The 23,848-nt window shown below is 34.6% G+C and carries 24 protein-coding genes and 2 pseudogenes; 6 read left to right on the forward strand and 20 right to left on the reverse strand.

The features are described 5' to 3' along the window. The first annotated feature begins 380 nt into the window (after positions 1-380). The gene (locus tag ACFVS1_RS20070) at positions 381-1,646 is read left to right on the forward strand and encodes a hypothetical protein (RefSeq protein WP_387549960.1); all 1,266 of its coding nucleotides are present in this window, start codon (positions 381-383) and stop codon (positions 1,644-1,646) included. 274 nt (positions 1,647-1,920) lie between these two features. Here the strand turns inward: ACFVS1_RS20070 and ACFVS1_RS20075 are convergent, their stop codons facing one another. After that, positions 1,921-2,661, reverse strand: a complete 741-nt coding sequence (locus ACFVS1_RS20075; protein ID WP_387549962.1) for a BA5345 family protein — start codon at positions 2,659-2,661, stop codon at positions 1,921-1,923. A gap of 231 nt (positions 2,662-2,892) precedes the next feature. Between ACFVS1_RS20075 and ACFVS1_RS20080 the strand changes: the two genes are divergently transcribed. The 3 genes from ACFVS1_RS20080 (at position 2,893) to ACFVS1_RS20090 (ending at position 4,996) form a co-directional block, all read left to right on the forward strand. Further along, positions 2,893-3,591 (forward strand): hypothetical protein, encoded by a 699-nt coding sequence (locus ACFVS1_RS20080; RefSeq protein ID WP_387549964.1) that lies wholly within the window; start codon positions 2,893-2,895, stop codon positions 3,589-3,591. 91 nt (positions 3,592-3,682) lie between these two features. Continuing rightward, complete coding sequence (locus ACFVS1_RS20085) at positions 3,683-4,294, forward strand: hypothetical protein (RefSeq protein WP_387549966.1); 612 nt, start codon at positions 3,683-3,685, stop codon at positions 4,292-4,294. Positions 4,295-4,678: 384 nt separating this feature from the next. Continuing rightward, positions 4,679-4,996 carry a hypothetical protein gene (locus tag ACFVS1_RS20090; protein WP_387549968.1) on the forward strand — a complete coding sequence of 106 codons (318 nt, stop codon included), beginning with the start codon at positions 4,679-4,681 and terminating at the stop codon, positions 4,994-4,996. A 238-nt stretch (positions 4,997-5,234) separates the two neighbouring features. Here the strand turns inward: ACFVS1_RS20090 and ACFVS1_RS20095 are convergent, their stop codons facing one another. Both ACFVS1_RS20095 and ACFVS1_RS20100 read right to left on the reverse strand, forming a co-directional pair. Beyond that, on the reverse strand, positions 5,235-5,840 hold the full coding sequence (locus ACFVS1_RS20095; protein ID WP_387549970.1) for a recombinase family protein: 606 nt from the start codon (positions 5,838-5,840) through the stop codon (positions 5,235-5,237). 347 nt (positions 5,841-6,187) lie between these two features. Further along, positions 6,188-6,835, reverse strand: coding sequence for a hypothetical protein (locus ACFVS1_RS20100; RefSeq protein WP_387549972.1), 648 nt, complete (start codon positions 6,833-6,835; stop codon positions 6,188-6,190). Positions 6,836-7,026: 191 nt separating this feature from the next. Here ACFVS1_RS20100 and ACFVS1_RS20105 point away from each other — a divergent pair, with 191 nt between their 5' ends. Next, a complete protein-coding gene (locus ACFVS1_RS20105) occupies positions 7,027-7,206 on the forward strand; it encodes a hypothetical protein (RefSeq protein ID WP_387549974.1) in 180 nt (59 codons plus the stop codon). A 529-nt stretch (positions 7,207-7,735) separates the two neighbouring features. On the opposite strand, the gene ACFVS1_RS20110 is transcribed toward ACFVS1_RS20105, so the two are convergent. The 12 genes and pseudogenes from ACFVS1_RS20110 to ACFVS1_RS20165 all read right to left on the reverse strand — a co-directional run. Further along, positions 7,736-8,233 carry a helix-turn-helix domain-containing protein gene (locus tag ACFVS1_RS20110; RefSeq protein WP_387549976.1) on the reverse strand — a complete coding sequence of 166 codons (498 nt, stop codon included), beginning with the start codon at positions 8,231-8,233 and terminating at the stop codon, positions 7,736-7,738. A 101-nt stretch (positions 8,234-8,334) separates the two neighbouring features. After that, positions 8,335-8,721, reverse strand: a complete 387-nt coding sequence (locus tag ACFVS1_RS20115; protein ID WP_387549978.1) for a hypothetical protein — start codon at positions 8,719-8,721, stop codon at positions 8,335-8,337. Between the two features lie 64 nt (positions 8,722-8,785). After that, positions 8,786-9,106: a hypothetical protein gene (locus ACFVS1_RS20120; RefSeq protein ID WP_387549980.1), complete on the reverse strand. Its 321-nt coding sequence runs from the start codon at positions 9,104-9,106 to the stop codon at positions 8,786-8,788. Further along, positions 9,103-9,786 (reverse strand): hypothetical protein, encoded by a 684-nt coding sequence (locus tag ACFVS1_RS20125; protein ID WP_387549982.1) that lies wholly within the window; start codon positions 9,784-9,786, stop codon positions 9,103-9,105. Before ACFVS1_RS20125 ends, ACFVS1_RS20120 begins: the two co-directional genes overlap by 4 nt. After that, positions 9,783-10,052 carry a helix-turn-helix domain-containing protein gene (locus ACFVS1_RS20130; RefSeq protein WP_387549984.1) on the reverse strand — a complete coding sequence of 90 codons (270 nt, stop codon included), beginning with the start codon at positions 10,050-10,052 and terminating at the stop codon, positions 9,783-9,785. Before ACFVS1_RS20130 ends, ACFVS1_RS20125 begins: the two co-directional genes overlap by 4 nt. A gap of 465 nt (positions 10,053-10,517) precedes the next feature. Continuing rightward, complete coding sequence (locus tag ACFVS1_RS20135) at positions 10,518-10,718, reverse strand: hypothetical protein (RefSeq protein WP_387549986.1); 201 nt, start codon at positions 10,716-10,718, stop codon at positions 10,518-10,520. A 211-nt stretch (positions 10,719-10,929) separates the two neighbouring features. Further along, the gene (locus ACFVS1_RS20140) at positions 10,930-11,523 is read right to left on the reverse strand and encodes a hypothetical protein (protein ID WP_387549988.1); all 594 of its coding nucleotides are present in this window, start codon (positions 11,521-11,523) and stop codon (positions 10,930-10,932) included. A gap of 587 nt (positions 11,524-12,110) precedes the next feature. Next, a complete protein-coding gene (locus tag ACFVS1_RS20145; RefSeq protein WP_387549990.1) occupies positions 12,111-12,350 on the reverse strand; it encodes a hypothetical protein in 240 nt (79 codons plus the stop codon). 349 nt (positions 12,351-12,699) lie between these two features. Continuing rightward, the gene (locus tag ACFVS1_RS20150) at positions 12,700-13,083 is read right to left on the reverse strand and encodes a hypothetical protein (protein ID WP_387549992.1); all 384 of its coding nucleotides are present in this window, start codon (positions 13,081-13,083) and stop codon (positions 12,700-12,702) included. A 185-nt stretch (positions 13,084-13,268) separates the two neighbouring features. After that, a complete protein-coding gene (locus ACFVS1_RS20155; RefSeq protein WP_387549994.1) occupies positions 13,269-13,781 on the reverse strand; it encodes a hypothetical protein in 513 nt (170 codons plus the stop codon). A 601-nt stretch (positions 13,782-14,382) separates the two neighbouring features. After that, positions 14,383-16,371 (reverse strand): acyltransferase family protein, encoded by a 1,989-nt coding sequence (locus ACFVS1_RS20160; RefSeq protein WP_387549996.1) that lies wholly within the window; start codon positions 16,369-16,371, stop codon positions 14,383-14,385. A gap of 886 nt (positions 16,372-17,257) precedes the next feature. Continuing rightward, positions 17,258-17,616: pseudogene (locus ACFVS1_RS20165) on the reverse strand (DNA topoisomerase III); the annotation flags it as partial. A 235-nt stretch (positions 17,617-17,851) separates the two neighbouring features. Here ACFVS1_RS20165 and ACFVS1_RS20170 point away from each other — a divergent pair. After that, entirely contained in the window at positions 17,852-20,044 is a 2,193-nt protein-coding gene (locus ACFVS1_RS20170) for a DNA topoisomerase III (protein WP_387549998.1), read from the forward strand. Positions 20,045-20,298: 254 nt separating this feature from the next. Here ACFVS1_RS20170 and ACFVS1_RS20175 read toward each other — a convergent pair whose 3' ends face one another. The 5 genes and pseudogenes from ACFVS1_RS20175 to ACFVS1_RS20195 form a co-directional block, all read right to left on the reverse strand. Further along, positions 20,299-20,940: a hypothetical protein gene (locus tag ACFVS1_RS20175; RefSeq protein WP_352924214.1), complete on the reverse strand. Its 642-nt coding sequence runs from the start codon at positions 20,938-20,940 to the stop codon at positions 20,299-20,301. Then, positions 20,937-21,558, reverse strand: a pseudogene (locus ACFVS1_RS20180) (ABC transporter ATP-binding protein). Before ACFVS1_RS20180 ends, ACFVS1_RS20175 begins: the two are co-directional and overlap by 4 nt. A gap of 9 nt (positions 21,559-21,567) precedes the next feature. Then, positions 21,568-22,296 carry a DUF2705 family protein gene (locus tag ACFVS1_RS20185; RefSeq protein ID WP_387550000.1) on the reverse strand — a complete coding sequence of 243 codons (729 nt, stop codon included), beginning with the start codon at positions 22,294-22,296 and terminating at the stop codon, positions 21,568-21,570. Next, positions 22,283-23,005 carry a WxPxxD family membrane protein gene (locus ACFVS1_RS20190; protein WP_352924220.1) on the reverse strand — a complete coding sequence of 241 codons (723 nt, stop codon included), beginning with the start codon at positions 23,003-23,005 and terminating at the stop codon, positions 22,283-22,285. The genes ACFVS1_RS20185 and ACFVS1_RS20190 overlap by 14 nt, the downstream gene beginning before the upstream one ends. Beyond that, positions 22,995-23,756 carry a hypothetical protein gene (locus ACFVS1_RS20195; protein WP_352924221.1) on the reverse strand — a complete coding sequence of 254 codons (762 nt, stop codon included), beginning with the start codon at positions 23,754-23,756 and terminating at the stop codon, positions 22,995-22,997. The genes ACFVS1_RS20190 and ACFVS1_RS20195 overlap by 11 nt, the downstream gene beginning before the upstream one ends. Between the last annotated feature and the right edge of the window lie 92 nt (positions 23,757-23,848).

Genomic DNA, 23,848 nt, shown 5'->3' on the forward strand with positions numbered 1-23,848 from the left:
CGGCACGTTGGACAAGCATAATGTGTAAAAAGTCTGTTGATGAAGATATTCTAGCATTCAAACAAGGTGATACGGTGGAACCCTCAACAACTCAGTTCAATTCAGTTTCTAAGAATGCCTGCTTTTTCAGCACTTTATTTTTTTGAGTGCTGTAAAGGTAATCATTCTTTTGTCCAATGTTTCCTAGACAATCTTGTTAATTCAGAGTAAACCAAAACCTAAAGTCAAGAAAAATCTAAAACAACAAAAACATATTATGTTTAATTGTTGAATTTATGAACTAGCTTAAGCATACGTTGTCCCAATTCATGTGAAATTTGCAAGTAAATATATAGGTAAGTTAACTCTTACAAAAACACACATGAAGAGGAAGATTATATATGTTGTTGAAAATACCAACGCAAAAAAACATTAACATTGCCGATTCCATTATGGGCAGTGGAAAGACTAGCTGGGCAATTCAGTATATGAATGAAGCACCAATTTTCCAAAAATTTATTTACATCACACCTTTTAAAACTGAAGTGGAACGGGTACTCTCTTCTGTTAACCGTGATTTCAAGCAGCCAGATGGTGATAGTGCTGGTGAAACAAAGCTAGAGGATATTAAACGCCTTATCGCTGACGGGGAAAACATTGTATCTACTCACTCATTATTCAAACGTGTCGATAGTGAAGTTATTGATCTTTTAGAGATGGAAAATTACATTTTGATTTTGGATGAAGTTATGGATGTTATTGAACAAGTTAAGCTTTCCAAGGATGATTTAAAAATGCTTATACAGAATAAGGTTATTAAAGTGGACATAAAAGGGATTGTGTCATGGGAACAAGTGGACTATCAACAGGGTTACTTCGAAAAGATCCGTAATCTAGCTAATTCAGGCAACCTCATGATGTATGAGGATGATGCTAGTGAACCTATAGCTATTTACTGGACGTTTCCAGTTGAAACCTTTAAATGCTTTGAGGAAGTTTTTATCCTAACTTACATGTTTAATGGACAAATTCAACGGGCTTACTTTGATCTATTTGGTCTCAATTACAATTATAAATCTGTAATAAGCACAAACGAGGAATATAAACTTTCTTCATACATCCCCTATCAAGAGGAGAATCGTTCACATTTAAAGAACCTAATCAACATTTATTACTCATCACCTAGAGATAAGATAGATATAAATAAGATTGGAAAGAAACAGTCTTCACTTAGTGTCTCTGATTTAAAGAAAAAGACTATGAATACTGAAACAAAAAAGGTTATCCGAAACTGTGCCTACAATTTTTACCGACATAAATGCAATGTCCCCACTGAAGAAGTTATGTGGACTACCTTTCAAGAGTTTAGAGATAAGGTTACTCCATCAGGATTAAAAGATCACTTTGTCAGTGTAAATGCACGTGCTACTAATGATTATCAGCATAAAAGCACTTGTATCTATATAGCTAACAGGTATACCAGTCCTGTGATAAAAAACTTCTTTAGCAAACATGATGTAGAAATAAATGTTGATTTATTCGCATTATCAGAACTACTTCAATGGTTGTTTCGCAGCCGTATTCGTACTGACCAGACCATACATGTATATATTCCTTCTATACGAATGAGAACACTGTTAGAACAATACTTAAACAACGAGATTTAGTCATAAATCATTGCTAGACACTACCTAGCAAACAAACGCTGAAACCCTTGGTATCACTGGGTTTTTCGAGTATTTCCTTATAAGAAAGATAAATATAAATATAATTATAATCCTAGTTGAAAACACCCTAAATAACACTCCAAGGGATAGCCAAAAAAACGGCTACCCCTTTCCATGTTACTTTGGCATTTATTCTAGGATTATTAAAGTAATAGAATCTATACTGATGAGGGTGTATACCCGAACACGAGGCTTTAGCTGAGTTATGTATTTATTAACTACTTTTTTCCCCTTCTTCCTCTTCTTCTTCTTCACCCTCGTCTTCATTATCATTTTTTTCAGCCTTGTTATTTTTATTCTTTTTATCTTCAGCATTGATTATATCCCTCATAATCTGATTGAGTTGTACAAAGGTAAATTTATTTTGCTTTCGGTAATTTATAATAACAGCAAATAAACATATTAAGTAAGAAGCAAAGGTTAATAGAAATAAGTTATTATCTAGAAAGGAAGCACGATTTTCTGTAGTTATAAAAAAAAGTATAAAGCCAGTTACCATAGCAACCACAGAAGCACCTAAACCATGTATTCTAGATGTTCTATTACTAAAAGAGTTATATCTTCTTGTTAAATCTTTATAAGATATTTTTTTTCCATAAGTATGTATTGTCATTAGAGTATCAAAGTGTCCTTCAATGGAATGCCACAATTCAAGACCATTTTTATTAGAAAGAAGCATGGGTAGTTCAGGAATGTCTTGAGTAGCTATAAGGACTGTTTTTGTTTTCATAATCCGCCATTTAAATCCGTAATATACTTGATACAGAATATAACCCAAGGGTACACCTAAACCTACAGTAAAGGCAGCTAAACCAGCTACTGCTGCTGGATTAGTAAATTTATTTACTATTGACATTAAATCGTAACCTACAACTGATAACTTAAATATCAAAACTGTCATAAAAAATATCCATCCTGGTATACCCCAGCGGATAACTTGAAATTCAGAATTCACTATTTCCCCACCTCACATTAAATATTCGAGAGAAATAGGCAAAATCCCTCCTGTGAAATTGTTGATAGTAACTATAAATAAGTACAAAGTCATTCTTTGAAGATTCATTTACTTTAACCTATTATAAGTAGCACCTATTACGGTTGCTTTTTCACTAAAGGGTAGCAGTTAGCAGGAATATAGTCCCTTTTAGTCGAATTAAATGGAAAAGTAAGTAAAGGGGACTGACATATGGAGTGGATTTATAAATACTTTAGCTATACTGCCGTTATTGCAGGATTAGGATTTTTAATTAAGTACCATATCCAGAAGAAAATAGATTCCTATTTCAATGCAGAATTAGAAAACCATAAACAAGAACTCAATAAGAAATTAGAAGATCACAAGAAAGAATTGGCTGTTATGACCGAAAAAGCCAAGTATGACTTAACTAGAAAATTATTCGATTTTGAAGCGTATGCAATAAAGAAACATACTATTTATCCAGAGATATTTCATCAATTGTATAACACTTTTGGTGAATTGTTTTTACTTACCAATAAAGTAAGTAAACTTGTTAGGGTAGATGAAAATCAACTTGATAAAGTATACAATTTTGATGGATTAGATGAAGTAGAAATAACCCAGAGGGATGAACAAGCCTTTAAAGTTTCCCTTAGAAAAAATGAAATAAATGAGTATTTTACAATAAATCAAATATATTTATCAGAAGAGGTTTCAGCATCTTGTCTGAATATATTGGATGAAATAAAGATGGTAAAATCAGAATTTGAATCTCAATTTAAAAAAAATATATTCACTCCTTCTTTCTTTAAGGAGAAAAATAAAAATATAAAGAAAAAAATAAAATTATTAAATAGGGTCATATACAAAGAGTTATCGTATAGTCACTTTGAGGAAACTGAAGAAAAAGCTAAACAATCATCTTAAGCATTCATTACGGGTGCTTTTTTACTATGGGAATAGCAGGTAATTACCCCCTCCCTGTCGAATTAAGGGTAGGTGAAAAGAGGGATTGTTAATGGAAGTAAATGATTTAATTAATGTTTTTGTCGAACAAAATAAGAGTTATAAAGAAATGCTGTTTTGGGCGTTAACAAGTATCATAACTATATTGGTTATATTCCTGACTGCAAACTTTTTTACTATGAGAAAGTTTAGAGAAGATGAAATTGAAAAAATTAAAACAGCAGTAATCCTGGATATTAAAACTAACTCACTTTCTGAATTAAAAGAGGAGTTAAATAAAAGCCTTACATTATCACTTGAAAAGCAGAAGATGGAATTAAAATTTAAGGTAGATCATATAGGTGAAAATCAAATTACTATTAAAAGGGATATTTTAGAAATGAGAGGGTTACTGTATCAGTTAGAAGGAGACCTGGATTTTGAAACAGAAATTTACTTTAATGCATTTACCAGTTATTTAGAGGCTGGAAATATTTTTGTAGAAGCAGATACAGGAGGTATTGATAGCATCTTATCGAAGTTACAAGAGAGTGCCGAAAACCTCGATGATATCTATGGTTCTGAGTTATCAGAATTTAACAGGTTTGCATCCCAATTAGAACCAGAGTATCATACTCAAGCAAATAAAATAATTAATATACTAAAAAGTAAAAAAAATTCATAAAAAACTCCAGGTGTATTTTTTATTAGATTCATATCCTCAAATATAAATAATAAGTAAAAAGCCTAGCCCATTACAGGCTAAGCAGATTTACCGCAAGATCGATTATTGCTATCGCTAGCCCTAAGTTAATCTTACTTGGAGTTGGGATTCGTAGAGACATCTTAAATTCCATTTTGATGTTCATTTGCCTTCACCCTTTAGAAAGGGCCTGATTACTGCCGAAGCAGAACCTCTTCCTCTTAAGAAATTCCTTCAAGAGAACTGATTTCTATCATACTATATTTTACCTAGAATTGACTAGTGTGGAAAAATATTCTTGTGATTTTATAGGAATTTACGCCCTCCCTGCCGAATTAAAGTAGGTGAAATGGAGGAGTGATGAAAATGGAAGAATCACAATACTTAAGAACATGGCAAGAGGAATTAGAGAGAGAGAATGTAGAACATCAACGTAGTTTGGATAAATTCCTAAATGAAAGAGAAATGCTACTCGCAAAGAGGGGCATTCTGTCAGAAATATTTTTTCAATCTAGTAGCAATAAGGAGATTGAAAAGTTTAAAGTTCATAGTGGTTATAATGAGATCGTCAGTAGCTTAGAAAAATTAGAAGGTCAAACGCAATACGAATTAGAAGAGAACCTTAGAATAAAGATTCGTTACAATAAGCATATAATTAGTAAGATTAAATTACAGGTACAGTGAGAAGTAACGAAGCACCCATCTTCAGGGTGTTTTTATTTTACCTCTGCACAACCAGCTAAGAGGGGCTGAAGCTTTGGTAAATAAGAATAGTTACGATTTATCACTTGTGTAAATGTGTGCGAATCCAGTACGGGTTAATTACCAACCTGCATCTCTTCCACGCCCTATTTACACAGCCAATCTGAAAACCTTTTTACGCACAATGTCCTCCCTGCAAGCAAAAAAAGGCTAACACTGGTCAGAGTGTCGCCTCGTATTCTTTCACCTTCTTATAAAATGTAGCTTTCTTCATGTCCACTTCTTCCATGAACTTAACAGCTGTGATCTTCCCAGCTTTCCATTCCTTGTACAACTTGTCCCACTCTTTAGGAAGTTCCATCACCGGTCTACCTAAATGCTTACCTTTAGCTTTAGCAACCGCTATTCCCTCAGATTGACGCTGTTTAATATTAACTCTTTCCTGTTCAGCCATTGACGTATAAACCTCTATGATGATGTTGTTAATCATGTCGATAACCCATTCGTTTCCTGCTGGTACGTCCTGCATAGTGGTAGGAAGGTCGATAATTTTAACCCTGATTCCTTCTTTTTTGAAGTGTTCTAAGTAACTCTTAATCAGGTCTTTATTACGTCCTAGACGGTCAATAGACTTAATGAAAAGTGTATCGCCAGCCCTCATAGCTTTAAGCATGTTCTGAAATCCCTCACGTTCCATATCCTTACCGCTTGCCTTATCACTGTATATGTATTTTTCGTCCGTTACATAGGACTTTAAAGCTTCTAGCTGTCTATCTAAATTCTGTTCCTTTGATGATACCCGTACATAGCCGAAATTGATTCCCATGAAAACCGCCCTTTGTCTATTTGATAAGTCTTAATATACACCAACCGTACATAAAGGTCAATTAGTTTATAGACGTTTATAAAGGTTTATTTCAACCACTTAATAGACGCTATCTAAGTTGTTTCTTTACCGTCTATTATGGTGTACCTTTATCGACTATTTATAGCAGATTTTTTTAATATTTTTTTTGAACATTCACTCGCTGCTAATCAACTTTAGTACAAACGAGGTTGAAAAAGGAAGCGTTCAAACAATATCAGGGGTGACAACCCATGTATACAATATTACCTAAAAAATAAAAAATCTTAATAATATTAGAATTAGTGGAGATATACGGCGAAGTAGATTTATTTGAAATAGTCTAAAATACTTTGACCCAAGTTGGTCATATCAATGAAGCCAGTAAAAAACGTAACTACCATTAATAAAACAAGTACAAAGTGTGGATTTAAATTGTTAAATAATTCTTTTTGGGATCTTTTATATATATCAACGTTACCACCTACTAGACGTCCAGATATTGCTAGGTTTTGGAAATTCGTCATAAGTAAATTAATAGTAAATTCATCCTTAGGATTAAGTAATAACGGTTTAAACCCAGTATTTTTCCCAAAATCTTCGTTAAAAACCTCAATGTCTAAATCTACTGGTTTTGTTTTGTTAACATTAATCTCATATACCATTGGCAATTTAGTATTATTTTCATTATTAAATTTTAGGATAATATCCTTCTCGAAATCATCCCTTTTAATAGGTTCGTTACCACTATTTATAAACTTAACTGAAACCATAGTTAAAGTATCTGTTATTTCTGTATTATTCTTATAATAAATTTTAATATCATGATTTAACTTTTCAACAACTGGTTTTGCAAACTCCACCTCATACGCCAACAACTTTTTCTTTTTGTTTTTGAAAAAGAATAAAGTAGAAAGGAATGCCGATAGCAAAATACCAAATATAGTAACAGAATATTGTTTAAAAAAATCCAACATTAGTACCCTCCAATTATATTAACAATAGTATATTCAACCCACTACAATTATAACATTTTGTGGGTCAATTAGAAGAGATTAGGGAAAACAGACCTTAAAAGGTAACTTATATTCTACAAGTTGAAAAAGCTTGGGAAGAGTACGCATTTAATGTGGAATTGATTTAACAAGGAAACTAAGAACTAAACCTAGTGAGTTTGAAAAGAATACCCTACCTTAAAGAAGATACAGCAGAATACTTACCTGATTCACGGATTAACATTGGGGATGACATAATAGACCATGATACAGTGGCAGAGATATTAAAAGATCAAAAAGTGACACGGCAAAAACAAACCCCAAGTGGTGGGGGTCTTGTAAATCACGCCTGACAGTCACAAGTAAAAGCACTGTTAACCACCTAACATAAGCCCGATACAGCCCAACAGTGAATGCAAGGAAGGACAGATAATACAACAGCGACAACAAAAGCGATAAGAAACGAATAAAGAACAATGATATATAGAAAGAACTAACAATAGTAGATCACATCACAGTTACTCCAATGAGGCTTGGAAGGGGTACATGGGTGGGGCGACCCTTCCCATACCTGCCGTCTGCTGTCTGAAAAATATAGCTATCAGTTTTGAAAGTATTAGATGGAAGTTACTGGTAAACTTAAGGGTGGTTACTGAAATCACAACGAGACTAACATTAAGTGAGTCTAGTTAAGGATGTTGCTGAGGGAGGTTCTACGCAACTTATCCTAAACTTGATGGGTGATTGTATTGTTGGTTTGAAATGGTGAAGAGGTACTTATGGTTTGGGCTAGTAAAATACATTGACTACCCTTTTAAAAAATTTCACCAGTTTTTTGAGGACTTATTAAGACAAAAGAAAAAAAGCAGAAATTAAGTAAATTCACTTAACCCCTGCTTGTTTCAGGTACTTTATCGATGTTGGTCGACTCACACCAACTTCAATAGCAATCTTTGACCTACTAATCCCTTGTTCTGCAAGTAAAATCATTTTAGCTATATCCTGGGCGGTTACAATCCGGTTATATCGCTTGGTATCTCCTGTTGGAATTGAAGAGGAATAACAAACATGACGCTGATCTTCTTTTGTCAGTAACCATTTTGGTCTGGAATAGAATCTCTTGAAACATTCGCTACACTCATGGAGAATGATGGCCTTCTGATTTACAAACCGTTCTATGGGTTGCACCTTGCCAAAATATCTTTTATCTAAATCCTTTTGGTACGCACGATTCTCGACCTCATATTTTCCAAGGTATAGCAGATGGGCCTTATACTCTTTCTCTGGTTCAATGGAGACAAGGACTGTACCTGACGTTTGTTTGAATCTCTGTTTAAGTTGTCGCTTCATGCGTTTACGTTTCTTCTTACTATTTGCCATGTTAATTCCCCCTTATATCGAAGATCAGCCCCCTTTTTTCGGGATTTGAATACCTAGGTAGCTACCTCTAGTTTTAAGCCCTTAGAAACGTTGATATGACGCTATTCTTTAATAGCTGATTTTCTACTTTTAGTAGCATATAAACGCTTGTTATTCCTATTGGATATTGACTTGCAAGTATCACCGCAATACTGCACACGGTAATTGTCAGTTTTAAAGATTCTGTTGCATCCTTTGCACTTCTTAGATGAATAACTGGTACTCTGTTTTAAGATCTGTACTTGATACTCTTCTTGTAGCTGTTCGTCACTTGGCAAAACGGCTGCTTCGAAGTATGGACACCGCAATCCTTTACTAATTGAACCGTTAACTACAGGACACCTTTGTTCACCTAAACATTTGCCGTTGAAGAAATTAGTACAGTTCTTTTCGGCAAGCTTAGAACATGCGATAACAGTGTTTTTATGACCTCGTTCCATTTGTGCCACTTCCTTTCCCCTTAAAATAGAAGAACCCACCAGATTAACTGGCAGGGTCGGTTTGTTGGTATCTTTAGTTATTGATTAAATCCGTAATTAACTTGGCCGCTTCTACTTTGTTCTCAAATTCAGCGTTCTCAGCTTCAATACGTTTAACCAATTCTTCCTTAACTTCGCTTGTCTTCAGGCGTTCAATCAGTGCTTGTTCGACCGCCTTGTTATCAATAGGAGATGCGGTGTCTACATAGTCAGACCCTAGAAGTTCATTCTGCATTGCTACACCGTACTGCAAAGCCAATACAGGAGGTAACTCTTGAAGTACTTCCTTATTGCCATTCTTCAACTCTTCTAATACGTTTGGATTCCACTTCACTGCATTATCAAGTAATGTCATTTGTCATCAATCCCCTTAGCTTCTTTGACTTTTTGAGTCATCGTAGGTTCAGTTCCTTGTCCAGCTTGTTGTATATGAGAACGGTGAAGTACAATATCTTCGCTAGACAATGACGGGTAAAACACATTTCTATCGAATGCGTATCTGATTTGTGTGCCATGGCCCATCGCCTCTACCACTGCATCGTCTTGGATAACGTCCCATACATCGTCCCTAATCTCATTGTATTGCTTGGTAACTTCCTGACCCATATCAGAGAGTGCTTTTAAAAGGTCGTATTTATATGTCTCAACCATGGCGTTAATATCGAAGAACTCACTATTTGCCCCACGATCTTCTCCAATTGCAGTACGAATTAAAGGTGCATGTTTAATCTTGGAAGTTAGTTTACTGGCAGTTGTTTCAGCAAGGACACCTTTCGTTAATTCGATTTTCTTAGCCACATCAATTTCCTGCATTTTCAAGTACACTTTTTGACCTACACCGGCAACTTCCTGTGAAGCAAGGTTATCAGCAAGTTCCTTTTCCAACTTCGCTAACTCTTCACGAATGAACGCTTCCTCTGCTTCGATATTAGCAACCTCTTCCTTGTAAGCTTGGAGGGCTTTTGGTGCTTCGTTGAACAATTTCAATTCTTTGATACTTTTGTCGATTTCCTTGCGGTCTGTTTTGATAATCATTTTCCATTTCCCCTTTGTGTTTGATATTCTTCACGTAATTCAATAGTCTTTCGTATTGCGGTAACCTCTGAATCATTCAAAAGTAGTTTCTGACAAGCTAATAGAAACCGATTTGAATTAATTTCTGTGAATGGCAGCTGTCCGTTTTCAATTCGGCTAAGAACTGAATAATCCACGCCCATGTATTTCTCCATGTCCTTCAATGTCAAAGAACGTAGTAATCTCACTTGCTTCAAATAACGATAGTCCAAGTGATAATCTTGCATGCTGTTTCACCTCTCTTATAGTTGGATACAAATAAATTGCACTTGACGGCATAAAAAAAGCGTCAAGCACTAAGCCCAACACTTTAATCAAAGGAAGAATACCAATGTCTACCGTCCGTAGAAAACCATAAATGACTTTCCTAATATACTTGTCTGTTAGACCCCCCTCATAAACAGGTCATAGATGAAAATTTATTGCTTTTTCAATTCCTTCAAATATTGCCTAACCGCTGTTTCTACAATTTCATATACCGTTCTGTCATGAACGATTGCTGCTTATTGGTGACAATGTACCTTGAAATAATGGCTGAAAAATCAAAAGGGTTCACAGGGATTCACACAAAATAACGTGTCTATAAAGCCGATAGGAGGGCGTTAGCATTTCGCCCTATTAACTACTTTTTTTAAATTTAAACACCTTAGAATAGGCATGTGAGGGCGTTACGGATGTACTGTGTAAACAAGTCAGTCTTCATCCAGTAACTCAATTTTTCGTAACAGTTCTTCCTCTGCCTCTGAAAGTTCCACATCACAGTCTTCATACCAGTTTTTTGACTCCATTAAACGTGACAAAGCTATTAAGCGTTTTTCATCCGTCTTGGCATAGACCACATCCAGAATAAGTCGTTCCTCATTATTGATAAAGCATTCAAAATTAGTTTTCATTGTCGTACCTCCAAAGTTTTTTTTGGACTTCGTTCGCCCGTATATGAAAGTACTTGCAATTGAAAACAGTTTTGGGACATGCACAGTCAAATTAATATAATAATCCCTCAGGTTACTAACTAGCATCCCCAATGGATATCTCTAGTTAATAAGTACAAATAGTGTCACCTTTATAACAGTAAGAAAATTTATAATTTCTACAAGGATAGTTTTATTCAGTTAAATCCTTACTATTTCTCATATCTTTCACCTTCAAGCCATTTTCGAAATGGATCGTTTCTGCATCCTTTAATTCTTTCGTCTCAATAGCTTTAAACGTTGGTGTTATCGATTCCTTTTCCAAATCTAAAGGTGCAATGATTAGCGAATCTTTATATGAGGTGATTACGACAAATAGATGTTCTTTCTCTTTTATAACCATATACTCTTCGGTATTTGATGCAGTATATTGACCTAATACAGATGAAGCTGCGATCATAAGTATTATAACGGTAATAAATACAGCAAAAGGCGTACTGACTCTTCTAAAAGCGTTAATATATTCTGACTGAACAAATCTTTCAATCGGTCTTAACCTAACCAATAGGAAATAAGCTACTTTCGTCCATTCCCAAGTTGCTGCTAATAGTATAAAAAGTACAAAAGCACTAAATAGATATGAGGTCATTGTATTTGTGTCTATTTCGATAAAGGTTTCTGGCAACTTGTAATAGCTTTTGTAACCCCTTTGATAAACATAAACCAAGCCATAACTAACTACTGTTAAAATTAGTATGGTGATAGCTGGATCTTTAAATTTATTCATAGACAGTAAGCCCTCATTTCGGTTGTTAATCCTTGTGGCTTTAAAAGGATGGAAAGTCAGTAATACCAGTACTTCACGAACTTTAATAATCCCATTTTTAATAATCCCTATATGGAGTGATTAACAAGTACTCATTTCAGGGATTAACTCAATTCAGTGCAGGCGTCAAAAATCGTACAGGTTCATTTAGGGTTAATCCCTTAATTTGTGACTTTCAGAAACCCAATCATATCAACTACTTTTGTTAATCCCTAAATTTGTGATTATAAATCACCTGTTTTATGAGTGCTATTGACGAACTATAAAGAGAAGAACCTTAAAGATGACTAACCTTAATTAAACTAATAACAGTACTAAGATAAAAACATTACAGCTTCGCTGGTGCAAAGAACGCACTAACTAACTAATAAATAATAATTCACTTACAATAGCTATCATAGTAATAAATAGTCTTTGAAATATGGCGAAGGTTACGAAGTAAGCAAGCAATGTTCTTGATCTTAATCTTTAATGGATAATTCTATAGCAGCAGTACATAATAATTAAATCTCTCGTCCCCCTTTCCTTAATTGAATTGGGGGATTTTTTTATGACAGAATGACTCCCATTGTAAAAATAAATGCGGTAACTAATCCTAAAAGAAATAGCAAAATTCTCCTTACTACCGTTGGGGAAAATTCATACGTAAGGTCAAGTATCACTTCAATCAGGCTTGAAGAAGTACCTGTATACATATCATCGATCTTATTTTTATTTCCAAAAACAGCATACCCCATAAGAAAATACCCCAGTATTGCAAATATCCCTAAACTCACTTTTAACCACATTTTAGTAATCTCCCAGAAGTTATTTTACGTTATGGCTGCCTTTCTTTCCCCACCTAAATAGTGAACTGTACGGTAGCTTCAACAGATTGATTTTAACGTTCGGCATACACCTGTCACAGTAATAAGAAACATTATTTTTCCCCTGTTCGAACAGTGGGGTTAGATCGCTAAGATTATCCCAAACAGCACAAAATTCGCACATCTTTCTTTCTGTCATTGTGATTCTCCATTCAATATATTCTCCTAAGCTACCGCCCTATCGTTATAATCCCGATGAATGGAAAGTTTATAGTTGTTATTTCAGAATAGAAAAAGGTGTTAATTGCAGTAGCACCTCTTTTTATTACTTCTAATATGTATAAAAAATCCCTTCTCCGTTTTCTATTTTTTTGATAATCTCTTCCTCAATTTCAGATGCATTTTTATCATAATTTTCCTTATATTGATCGAAAGCTTTAACAGTTTTGATGCTATCAAGATCACTATTAGCTTTAGTATAAAATGCAAGATTAAGTTCTATGGTATTATCGTGTACCTCTTCTGATATTTCGCCCCTTAAGTATTGTTGTTCTAACTCTAAAATATTAGATCGTTTACTAATTTCATTACTTACTTCTTCCAAAGTAATAAGATATTCAGCACGCTTTTGATCCAATGATTTAATATCTGGATTTTCACTTTTCCTCGGATACCCATCATTTATTAAATCAATATTATATTCATCATTTATCAATTCCCAATTTTGGATGCATTTTTGTAAACTAGGAGAAAGCTTTGAATATAGATCAATATTTTGTGAAATAAAAGATAAGAAAGGTTCTTTTATTTTAATTATCTTTTTGTTGTCAGGGCTATTCTTGTCTGTTTCACTCGGTTGTTCTTCTTGATTATTAGAAGTTCCCTTTTCTTCTATCTCATTTACAATCTTATCGACCTAGACATAGCATTAGCGTTGTTAACCTCACGTTTCTCTTGTTCATATTTGGCTACATATAAATCCAGAAGGGCAGCAACTTTTTCCTTATCTTCTTCTTTTTTTACCAACTCAGAGGTATATAAAGATACACTGAAACCAATATACGTAGTTAATAAACCAGTCAGGCAAGACCATAGTATTGTGGTTGCATCAAATTCTTTTTTAACTTCTTTTAGTTTTGTTTTATGTTTAAGCATAAATATAAATCCAACAATAAATATGATGATTATGAAAAGTGAGATTACTATAGTAGTTGGAATTATGCCTTCGGTTTTAATATAGAACCAATTAAACCCTTGAATCAAAAAAATGACTATTACTGTACTTATAGGGATTAAAGCGACAAAGAAAAGAGTATCCATTATTTTCATATATTTTGTTTTGTTAGTGAATTTTTTTAATTCCTTTTTTAGCAGGTTTGGTGTTCTGGTTCTGGGTGGTAACATTGGTTCCATAATACTTTCTCCTTTATGAAAATTCATTCGTACAATTTCAAACCCATTTATTATATTTATAGGAAACAACCTTTATGTAAATTCAAATCAACAAATTTTACCAACAACACTTTCATAGACAATATTAACATATTTCTCTTCACACCTAAGCAAATATCCTTCTGCCCTGTCCATGAACTTTTAAATAATTCCTTGATTAGAAATGATTAACCATTATATAATAAAAGTCGGAAACATTGTTTCGGAAACGTCAGACACTTTTATTTAATATTTACGGATGGTATACCGTAAAAGCATGGAAATTGCCGTTATAATACGATTTATAAACAGTCCAAGCCTACTTGTTAAGGAAACTGTAATAAGCAGTACCTCCTAAGCTGTAGGTCGTAGGTTCGATTCCTATCTGGGACGCTAATTAAAAACCCTGTTACAATGCGGTTCTTCCGCATAGTAACAGGGTTTTTTCTGTGATTTATGGTGCGATTAGACAAAGTTAATCACAAGTTCATATAAAAAAATCCGAGCCCTGTAAAACACAGAACCCGGATTTTTTATTTTAAAGATAACCAGCAGTTCCAAACAAAATTCCCGTTAGCTATACTTACTTTCCATCTAAGCCTATCTCGTTGATTTTTTCATCAAAAATAGGTCCGAAACTTTCAGAATAAGTATTCGTTAAATGTCTATTGTCCCGGTAAATTATAACATTACCAATAATGGGCTGAAATTTACCGTTCACTTTAAAGTACTCTGTTAAGTCAATTTTATGCAATGATTTATTCTCTTTTTCAAATTGTCTCCAAAAGCTTTCGTCTTTCTGATTATCTACTGAATTCATTTTTTTTGTTGTTTCTTCTATTCCATGTGTTTCTAATGATTCCAGTACATTAAAACTATATCTTGGATCATCACGAACCGCTAACACTTCAATACCATATTCATCTTTAACATACTGCAGCTGACCAACCATTTGTTGTTGTATTTTATTATTAGGTGAATCAGAAGCTGTGGCGTGAGAAATAACAAGATCTACATCTGAATCCTTTAGATAATCGAGAACATTATTGACCCAGATACCTTTCAAATCATCATCCGCATAACCTGTTGAAAAACGTGTACCTGAACGAGTCATATTCAATACACGATAATTGTCATCTTTTGTTGCTTCTAAAATGGCACCTAACCAATGCTCTGAATGGGAACTGCCGATCAGGGCAATTGTAGCATCGTAATTTTCAGTTTCGCCATATTCCCCAATTTTCAAGTCACTTTCCTTTAACCCTTGGTTACTGCCGTCCAAATGCGCTTTTGGTAAATCATCAAAGACTTCAGAATATGATGGAATTGGTTCTTGATCAGGTATATCGTCAGGGTTTTTCACAGCTAACGCTCCTGGATAATTTTTATCGTTTATATTATTTTCCAGCTTATTTTGATCGATATATACCCCAATTAAAAGAGATGCAATCAAGAGTACATTCACACTGCCCATTATCCCGATTCTCTTGAATGAGAATTTATTATCCTTTGAGCTTCGAATTGGCTCTTCTATATATCGAGTCATTAAAAATGAAAGGGCAATTGATGAAAGGATAATAAGCGTTCCGACGATGAATCCTGGAGTTTCCTGGACATTATAACGATAGAACTCCAATAATACCCAATGCCACAAGTAGATTCCAAAAGCGATTCCACCTAGCTTCACCATTACGGGTGAACCTAAAAAGCGTTTTACACCATATTTTGTATCGCGTGTACCAGACAAAACAATGAATAATGCGCAGGTCATTGGCCATAAGGCAATATACCCCGGAAACATTTCAGATACATTGAAAACTATTCCCGTTAAAATTAAACCGATTAATCCAAGCCACCCTATCACTGTTGCTATATATTTATTTACCTTAATCAATGATAAATTGATACAGAGCAAACTGCCTAAAGCAAATTCCCACACACGTGTCATCGTTATGAAATATGCCCATGGCTGATTGACAGAGGTTAAATATATGGAATATATAAAAGAGGAAATAAATAATATTCCTAAAATCGCATTAATTAATGTTTTAACTTTAGTTAATTTATATTTTTTTATTAAAAATAAAATCAAAGTGAATAATAAAAACCAAATTATATAAAATTGTCCTTGTATAGACAAAGCCCAAAAGTGCTCAACAGGTGTTTTCATTTGACTGGAATCTAAATAATCCGTGCTCGAAAAAGCCAGTTGCCAGTTTTGATAGAAAAACATGGAGGCAAATACTTCATGTATAGTTTTATCCAAAATTGATTTAGGTAATAAAAACCAACTTAAAACGAGAACAATGGCAAGAATAAAAAATACAGAAGGAAGTAATCTTTTCATTAATTTTGTGACATATGGAAGAAAACGAAATTCCCCTGTTCGATTGATTGTTGAAACAATTGAAGTAGTAATAAGAAAACCTGAAATTACAAAGAATACATCAACCCCGCCAGAAACACGATTAAGCCATATATGATAAACCGCCACCAGCAGTGCGGCAACAACGCGTAACCCTTCGATTTCGGGTCTGAACTTACTCTCAGTATTTATTAATTTTTGATTCATTTGATTCTATCTCCTACCTTTTGTCATGCATACAATTTAAAATTATATCACTTTACAATAATGATTTGTCAACATAGTAGATAAGGTTCTTTAATATTCACAAGTACGGATTTTTTTCCAACTTTTCAACCAAGGCCCCTTACAGAAAATGTCGTTGCATGGGCACGAAGCTTACAACAGAAGGTTGCTTTATAAAAAAAAGTCAGTCCACCATGGTGCACTATGGATATTTGAAAGCAGACGCAAACTCGGCATGTTACAACTTGCTATTTCAGAAACATAATCATATTTTTTTTAAAATATATGTTTTAACCTGTCCTATCCGGGTATATAAATACTGTAAGACATTCTCACCAAAGGAGATGATAGTGCACGATGAGTACAATCAGAAGCCAATGGAACAAAGAGAATGACGCAGCGGTGTTTAGTCCCGGTGATCAGCGTTAGAGTCAATTGAAGAGTTGGATGATAATCAAGCATGGGAATTACTAGTCTTCTCATCCAAAGGAGGAGGATACGATCATGAGTATTTACAGCCTATGGAATCCAGAGAATGATGAAGCAATTTTCAGTCCAGGTGATCAGAAGCCATTCAGTACGCTCATACGAGTAGATACGGATAAACACACACACTGACAAAACACTTGAATATGAATTACATGGCACCGTACTGAATGAAATTTAACAGATGCAGCGATATATGGAAAGGGATGGAGCGAGCGCTCCATCCCTTTCTGCCTTTTTCTTTTATACCCATTTTGCCACTTCACCTTGTTGTCGGAAAGATGGGCCTGCCCAAGGAACTTTGCCCAGACCTGTTCCATGCATATAACCCATAAAAAAGAGCCCTTTCACCATGGAGCTAAAGGTGAAGGGCTCTTTTCTTTTATTTATCGAATTTCAGTTTGGCCAAGGCATCCGCCAATCAGTATTGATCGGCTCTTCTTTATTATGCTTTTTCATATAATTGGATACTTCATTTTTGGATACTTTTTGATTCTTATTTTGCCCTCTTCGTTTATTGTAAGAAGAAATTTTTTCGTAAAAACCGCATTTACAGGTGAATGTCTCTGCTTCTCCTTGACCGCGCATTTCTATCTTTTTATGACATTGTGGGCATCTGGCATTTGTTACACGTGAAACACTTTTTTTGTGGCCGCATTCACGATCTTGGCAGACAAGCATTTTACCCTTTTTACTATTCACTTCAAGCATCACCTTGCCGCAATCAGGGCATTTCGTTCCTGACAGGGACGAATATGGAATATCTCCTACTTTAAGATTTATTCAATATAGAAACTACAATTTCTCCTAAAAAAGTAAATGAAATTCCCAGAGAAAATACACGCTAAAAAAAGCAGTTGGACTTCTCAAACAAGCAATGTCTATTATTCCCACTAAACAGGAGTGTATGGGGCAATTTCCTCCTTGAAATTATGTTATATTAGACGGTAAATAGTTAGTAAGGGAGTTTGAACAAATGTCAAAAAGTGTGGTAATTGCTGAGAAGCCTTCAGTTGCACGTGATATCGCAAATGTATTGAAGTGTAATATAAAAGGCAATGGATTTTTAGAAGGCGATAAATATATCGTTACGTGGGCATTAGGACATTTAGTTACACTAGCAGATCCAGAGGCATACGATATTAAATATAAAACATGGAAACTGGAAGACCTTCCTATGCTTCCTGAACACATGAAGTTAGTTGTCATGAAACAAACAGGAAAGCAATTTAATACTGTTAAAACACAATTAAATCGCAGTGATGTAAATGAAGTAATTGTGGCTACTGATGCCGGGAGAGAAGGAGAATTAGTTGCACGTTGGATTATTGATAAAGCAAAAGTTCATAAGCCTATCAAACGACTCTGGATTTCTTCTGTAACAGATAAAGCTATTAAAGATGGATTCAATAACTTAAAGCCTGGTAAAGCTTATGAAGACTTGTATATTTCTGCAGTAGCACGTTCGGAAGCAGACTGGTATATCGGTTTAAATGCAACTCGTGCTTTAACAACAAAATTTAATGCACAATTAAACTGTGGACGTGTTCAAACACCAACAGTTGCAATGGTTGCAGCACGTGAAGAGGAAATTGCGAATTTCAAACCTCAAACCTATTATGGAATTGAAGCCCAAACAGATGGACTTAATTTAACGTGGCAAGATGCAAGCGGAAATAGTCGTAGCTTTAATAAAGAAAAGACCGACGCAATCGTGAAATCACTTGGAAGTAAAGATGCGACTGTTGTTTCCATTGACCGTAAGGCAAAGAAAACATTCGCACCTGGTCTATATGATTTAACAGAGTTGCAACGTGATGGGAATAAACTTTTTGGCTATTCTGCCAAAGAAACATTGAACATTATGCAAAAATTGTACGAGCAACACAAAGTCTTAACTTATCCCCGTACAGATTCCCGTTATTTATCTTCTGATATCGTTAGTACGCTTCCAGAGCGTTTAAAAGCTTGTGCTGTAGGTGAATATCGTTCACTTGCAAACAAAGTGTTAAATAAGCCTATTAAAGTTTCAAAAGGGTTTGTAGATGATAGTAAAGTGAGTGATCACCATGCCATCATTCCAACTGAAGGTTATGTAAATATTTCATCCTTCACTGACAAAGAACGCAAAATCTACGACCTTGTTGTGAAACGTTTCTTAGCTGTTTTATTCCCTGCATTTGAATATGAGCAATTAACAGTGCAAACGAAAATCGGGGATCAAAAGTTTATCGCTAAAGGAAAAACAGTGATTCATTCTGGCTGGAAAGAAGTTTATGCGAACCATTTTGATGATGAAGAATCAACAGATGATGTAAAAGAGCAGTTATTACCTCGTATTGAAAAAGACGATGTATTAAAGACAAAATTAATCACTCAAACGTCAGGTCAAACAAAGCCCCCAGCACGCTTTACTGAGGCGACTTTACTATCAGCAATGGAAAACCCTGCGAAATTTATGAAAACAAACGATAAGAAGCTTGTAGACACGTTAAGATCGACTGGAGGACTTGGTACAGTAGCTACTCGTGCTGATATCATCGATAAATTATTTAATTCGTTCTTATTTGAAAAACGTGGCGGTAAAGAAATCTATATCACATCTAAGGGGCGTCAGCTTTTAGATTTAGTCCCAGAAAAATTAAAATCTCCTGCGACAACAGCTGAGTGGGAACAAAAGCTCGAGCTAATCGCAAAAGGGAAACTGAAAAAAGACGTGTTCATCAATGAAATGAAAGATTACACAAAAGAGATTGTCAGTGCAATCAAAACGAGTGACAAAAAATATAAACATGACAATATCTCTACGAAATCTTGTCCAGACTGTGGGAAGCCTATGCTTGAAGTGAATAGCAAAAAAGGCAAAATGCTCGTCTGCCAAGATCGTGAATGCGGTCATAAAAAGAACGTGGCACGCGTAACCAACGCACGCTGCCCTCAATGTAAAAAGAAAATGGAACTACGTGGTGAAGGCGATGGTCAAATCTTCACATGTAAATGCGGATACCGCGAGAAACTATCTGCTTTTGAAGCAAGACGAAAAAAAGAGTCTGGTGGAAAAGTGGATAAACGTTCCGTTCAGAAGTATTTAAAAGAGCAGGAAAAAGAAGCCGAACCGATTAATAATCCATTTGCCGACTTATTAAAAGGGTTTAATTTAGATAAATAATAAATTTTTGCCCTCCACTCCCGAAAATGTGGATTTAGGGAGTGGAGGGCAAAACATTCGAATTAATTTCCGCAACCCAAAACGAGACAATAACCAAATCTTTTAAATGCCCTGTCTATGTCCATTTTAGATAAAGAACGTACATAATCTTCGTAAAATTAGTGATTTGAAAGCTATATGAGGTGAAAGCTGCACGTACGGTGTGGAGCAGAACAAAAGATGAAGATATATCGTTATTACGTGTCAATTTACGCCTATTTTACAGGTGTTAAGAAGAAAGAAACATTTTTATTAGTCGAAAATCCACTTTGGTTAAGTTCCAACCATGTATTCTCCTTCAGGTCAATTTCAAACTGATTGGCATCTCCAAAGGAATCACCTCCTATAATTTTTTGCAAATCATCAGATATGATTTGGAACCATGGATCTTCCTTTAATGATTCATTATTCCTAGCTTCATAAGTAATGGTATACTTTCCAGATTTTATTTGTTTACCAATTGTATAGAAACCAGAATGATGTATTTTATAGACATCACCATCTTTACTAACTGGTGAAAAAGCTGATTTTTTTAACTTAATTGTTCCTTTTCCACTAACTTGGGCTTTATTTTCATCATAAAGTTTCAAACCTAAAAAATGATCACCATCCGAAAGTTGAGTACCATTAAAATAATTATCACCATCGCTTGTCACGTCATAATACCCCTCTGGAATATCGTTTCCTACATGGAAGTTGCCTTGTGTGAGTCTGTATTCGATACCTCCGCCCTTGATTTTTTTTGTTTCAAGGTGTTCATTTGGCGTAAGAGATTTTATGAATTCCGGTATGGATATGATTGTGAGTAAACATACAAATGTGATAACCAAAAAAATCATTTGAGATTTTCTCATCATTTTAACCGTCCATTACTAATTTCTATAACTTCATCACAAATCGGGAAAACATCATCTTTATTATGAGTGGCAATAATGATGGTTGCTCCTCTCTCCCGTTCTTCTTGCAATATATCAAGTACTCGTTCCACACCTTTTTCATCAATTGCATTAGTTGGTTCATCCAATAAAATAATTTCAGGTTTTTCAAAAATGGCTTGTGCTATATTCAGTCGCTGCTTCATACCTAGAGAATATTTTCTTACTTTCAATGTACCGAAGCGATCCAGCTCAAGTCTCTTTATGGCGTGTTGTATATCTTCGAGCGACGCTGCTTTCTTAATCGCAGCCAAAATTTTCAAATTAGTCTCAGCATCATTGGGGAAGCAATTCGAGATTTTCAATAATAATGCCGATACTTGGCGGAAACGAAATATCTTTATGCAATACTTTTTCATTAATGGTTACACTGCCTTCAGTTGGAATAATAAGTCCAGCTATCGCCCGAAGCAACATGGTCTTACCAGATCCGTTTTTTCCAATCAAACCATAGATTCTCCCTTTTTCGAAGGTGTAAGTGATGTTTTGTAAAACATTATTTTTTTTTAACTTCTTTGATAAGTCATGGACTTCAATCATTATAATTCCTCACATTAATTCTATTTTTTTTATTCTTATTACGGAAAGACAAAGCAGAAACAAAATAATAACAACTAAAAAAAGCCCCGGCTCATTTAATTGGCCTATCGTTTCCTGCAAGTTAGGATTAGCAATAATGCCATTGCGAAAACTCATTGAAAGGTTCGGGAAAAACACATGAAACAGCACTTTTTTTTGAGTGAAACCTTCAACAATCGTTATTGATAGAAGCACATAACAATTGGTTAATATAAACGCCAATTGAGATTTCATATACAGTTCCAATATCATTTGCATGGATAAAATAGCCATGATTGTTAACACATAAAACAATATACCTTCAAACAGGTGTGTCAATTCAAGTACAGGATCCGAATCCAACATTGTTTGAAAAAAAGTTGTAGCGATTAATTGAGAAAAAACTAAAACCAGTACAACCCTCCACATATGGATGGCTTTAGACATTAGCCATGAAGTCCTACTTTTCCCCCTTAAAATGATATATTTTCCGTAATCAAATAATGAATCCGAGATGTGCCCTAGTAAAATGAAGCTACTTGCCCCTATCGATATATACCAGCCCGTTAAATAGGTAACTAAGTGAGGATAACTAACTGGTGTCGGTACGCCATCCAAAAAAGGAAAGGAAGAATGAGCTAAACTATCATTCATGAAATATACATATTGGATGAGTGCAACAATAAACAAGATGATCGCTTCATTTCTAAATTGAGTCATTTTTCAGGTAATCCTTCCTTTGAAACATGTTCCACCCAAAAACAAGCAGGACTACGACAATCGTTATTTGGCGCAAATAAATCGTTACTATACTGTACATATCACCAGAAGCTACTAATAATAAAACGATATTTGCTAAATCTCGGATCGGTGTATACAACTCTTGCATGCCTAACTTATTGAAAAAGAAAGTCAATGTCACAATAAAAAACACAAAAGAGTAAGATAATATATCTGAATTTAGGATCGTTTTAATCGCTATATAAAGAAGAGCTAGCGAGAAATAATAAAAAACAAGACCAAGAAACTCACATAATAGGATCTGAACAAAACTTACATCTTTTAAAAAAACACTCCCCAAATAGAAAAAGTTATAGCAACTTAAAATGAAAAGATGGATTGTAACGAAAATAAGAACTGCATAGAAAGCATTTAGAACATCCTTCCGATATTTTGCACCACGCATTAAATATCTAACTGTTGCTGCTGCATGACTTGGAGTTGCAGTGCTTTTTACGAACATCAAAAAAGGATAAGTGAAAAATAGCACATGTGCTTCGATTGAATTCGGCGAATATATATTAGAGTTCATTGAGAGAAACCTGTTATAAAGTGGTTGAAGATGAACAAAGTCACTTGTTTGTTTATACCAAAGCACCACCATAAAAAGGAATAAAGAGAGAGTTGAAAGCAACCGTTTATATTTCATTTATCTTCACCTCATGGAGGTACGTCAATATATACAGAATAAGAAAAGCAAGAGTTGACGTAATAAAAATGGGTACTAAAGTCTCTAACCCGTACTCGGCAAACGGTTGAAATAGATACATTACCGACTCCTTATTTGAAATAAGGATATACCAAAATGCAAACGTTACTGGATACGTTATTTTTTTATCGTAAGTCAGCATACTAAAGCAAGTACCAGCAGCCCCTATCAAACCCGCAAAAAAAGAGGTTGTTAAGGAAAATAAAAAGATACTAAGATAAGGACTTACCACTTGCTTCTTTAAAAAAGCTTCCCCTGCCACTCCGTCATAATTGTTCGCTGAACTAAATCCAGCCATATCAAAAAAAAGAGAATTGATTAAAAAATTTATTGTTAAGGCTAAAAAGATCACAGAAAAAGACATAATAAAAGCAGTTTTAAGCTTAACAAAGAAGTATTTCTTTTTTCCTAATTTAGAAATCCAAATGTCTCTAACGCCTGTCTTCTTATCTTGTATAGGATCATCTGAGCAAATCACCAGTAAGTAAAGTGGGAGAAACCACAGTAAAATAATTTGTGTTACATGTCCAATCGTCGACCCTGAAAGAAAAAAGGCCTCCGCCAGATAGGAATCTTCATAAATAACAGCCGATAATAACTGAATGATCTCCATACAAGGAATCAGGATGATAGCTAAAATTACAATACGGCTTAATTTATTTCTTAACACTCTACTAAATTGACTTTTCATTTTTTCTCCTTGTTATGCATTTTAAATATCATATAAGCCCCCTTCTTACAAATCTTTCATGATAGTAAAAAGGGGGCGGCCTCTAACATACA

It is taken from the genome of Peribacillus sp. NPDC058075 (assembly GCF_042885195.1).
Taxonomy (GTDB): Bacteria; Bacillota; Bacilli; order Bacillales; family DSM-1321; genus Peribacillus.

Excerpts from the sequence above, each read along its gene's own strand:
- ACFVS1_RS20070 (WP_387549960.1), top strand. The coding sequence starts at position 381 with ATGTTGTTGAAAATACCAACGCAAAAAAACATTAACATTGCCGATTCC.
- ACFVS1_RS20080 (WP_387549964.1), top strand. The coding sequence starts at position 2,893 with ATGGAGTGGATTTATAAATACTTTAGCTATACTGCCGTTATTGCAGGA.
- ACFVS1_RS20085 (WP_387549966.1), top strand. The coding sequence starts at position 3,683 with ATGGAAGTAAATGATTTAATTAATGTTTTTGTCGAACAAAATAAGAGT.
- ACFVS1_RS20090 (WP_387549968.1), top strand. The coding sequence starts at position 4,679 with ATGGAAGAATCACAATACTTAAGAACATGGCAAGAGGAATTAGAGAGA.
- ACFVS1_RS20095 (WP_387549970.1), bottom strand. The coding sequence starts at position 5,840 with ATGGGAATCAATTTCGGCTATGTACGGGTATCATCAAAGGAACAGAAT.
- ACFVS1_RS20100 (WP_387549972.1), bottom strand. The coding sequence starts at position 6,835 with ATGTTGGATTTTTTTAAACAATATTCTGTTACTATATTTGGTATTTTG.
- ACFVS1_RS20110 (WP_387549976.1), bottom strand. The coding sequence starts at position 8,233 with ATGGCAAATAGTAAGAAGAAACGTAAACGCATGAAGCGACAACTTAAA.
- ACFVS1_RS20120 (WP_387549980.1), bottom strand. The coding sequence starts at position 9,106 with ATGACATTACTTGATAATGCAGTGAAGTGGAATCCAAACGTATTAGAA.
- ACFVS1_RS20125 (WP_387549982.1), bottom strand. The coding sequence starts at position 9,786 with ATGATTATCAAAACAGACCGCAAGGAAATCGACAAAAGTATCAAAGAA.
- ACFVS1_RS20130 (WP_387549984.1), bottom strand. The coding sequence starts at position 10,052 with ATGCAAGATTATCACTTGGACTATCGTTATTTGAAGCAAGTGAGATTA.
- ACFVS1_RS20135 (WP_387549986.1), bottom strand. The coding sequence starts at position 10,718 with ATGAAAACTAATTTTGAATGCTTTATCAATAATGAGGAACGACTTATT.
- ACFVS1_RS20140 (WP_387549988.1), bottom strand. The coding sequence starts at position 11,523 with ATGAATAAATTTAAAGATCCAGCTATCACCATACTAATTTTAACAGTA.
- ACFVS1_RS20145 (WP_387549990.1), bottom strand. The coding sequence starts at position 12,350 with ATGTGGTTAAAAGTGAGTTTAGGGATATTTGCAATACTGGGGTATTTT.
- ACFVS1_RS20155 (WP_387549994.1), bottom strand. The coding sequence starts at position 13,781 with ATGGAACCAATGTTACCACCCAGAACCAGAACACCAAACCTGCTAAAA.
- ACFVS1_RS20160 (WP_387549996.1), bottom strand. The coding sequence starts at position 16,371 with ATGAATCAAAAATTAATAAATACTGAGAGTAAGTTCAGACCCGAAATC.
- ACFVS1_RS20170 (WP_387549998.1), top strand. The coding sequence starts at position 17,852 with ATGTCAAAAAGTGTGGTAATTGCTGAGAAGCCTTCAGTTGCACGTGAT.
- ACFVS1_RS20175 (WP_352924214.1), bottom strand. The coding sequence starts at position 20,940 with ATGATGAGAAAATCTCAAATGATTTTTTTGGTTATCACATTTGTATGT.
- ACFVS1_RS20185 (WP_387550000.1), bottom strand. The coding sequence starts at position 22,296 with ATGACTCAATTTAGAAATGAAGCGATCATCTTGTTTATTGTTGCACTC.
- ACFVS1_RS20190 (WP_352924220.1), bottom strand. The coding sequence starts at position 23,005 with ATGAAATATAAACGGTTGCTTTCAACTCTCTCTTTATTCCTTTTTATG.
- ACFVS1_RS20195 (WP_352924221.1), bottom strand. The coding sequence starts at position 23,756 with ATGAAAAGTCAATTTAGTAGAGTGTTAAGAAATAAATTAAGCCGTATT.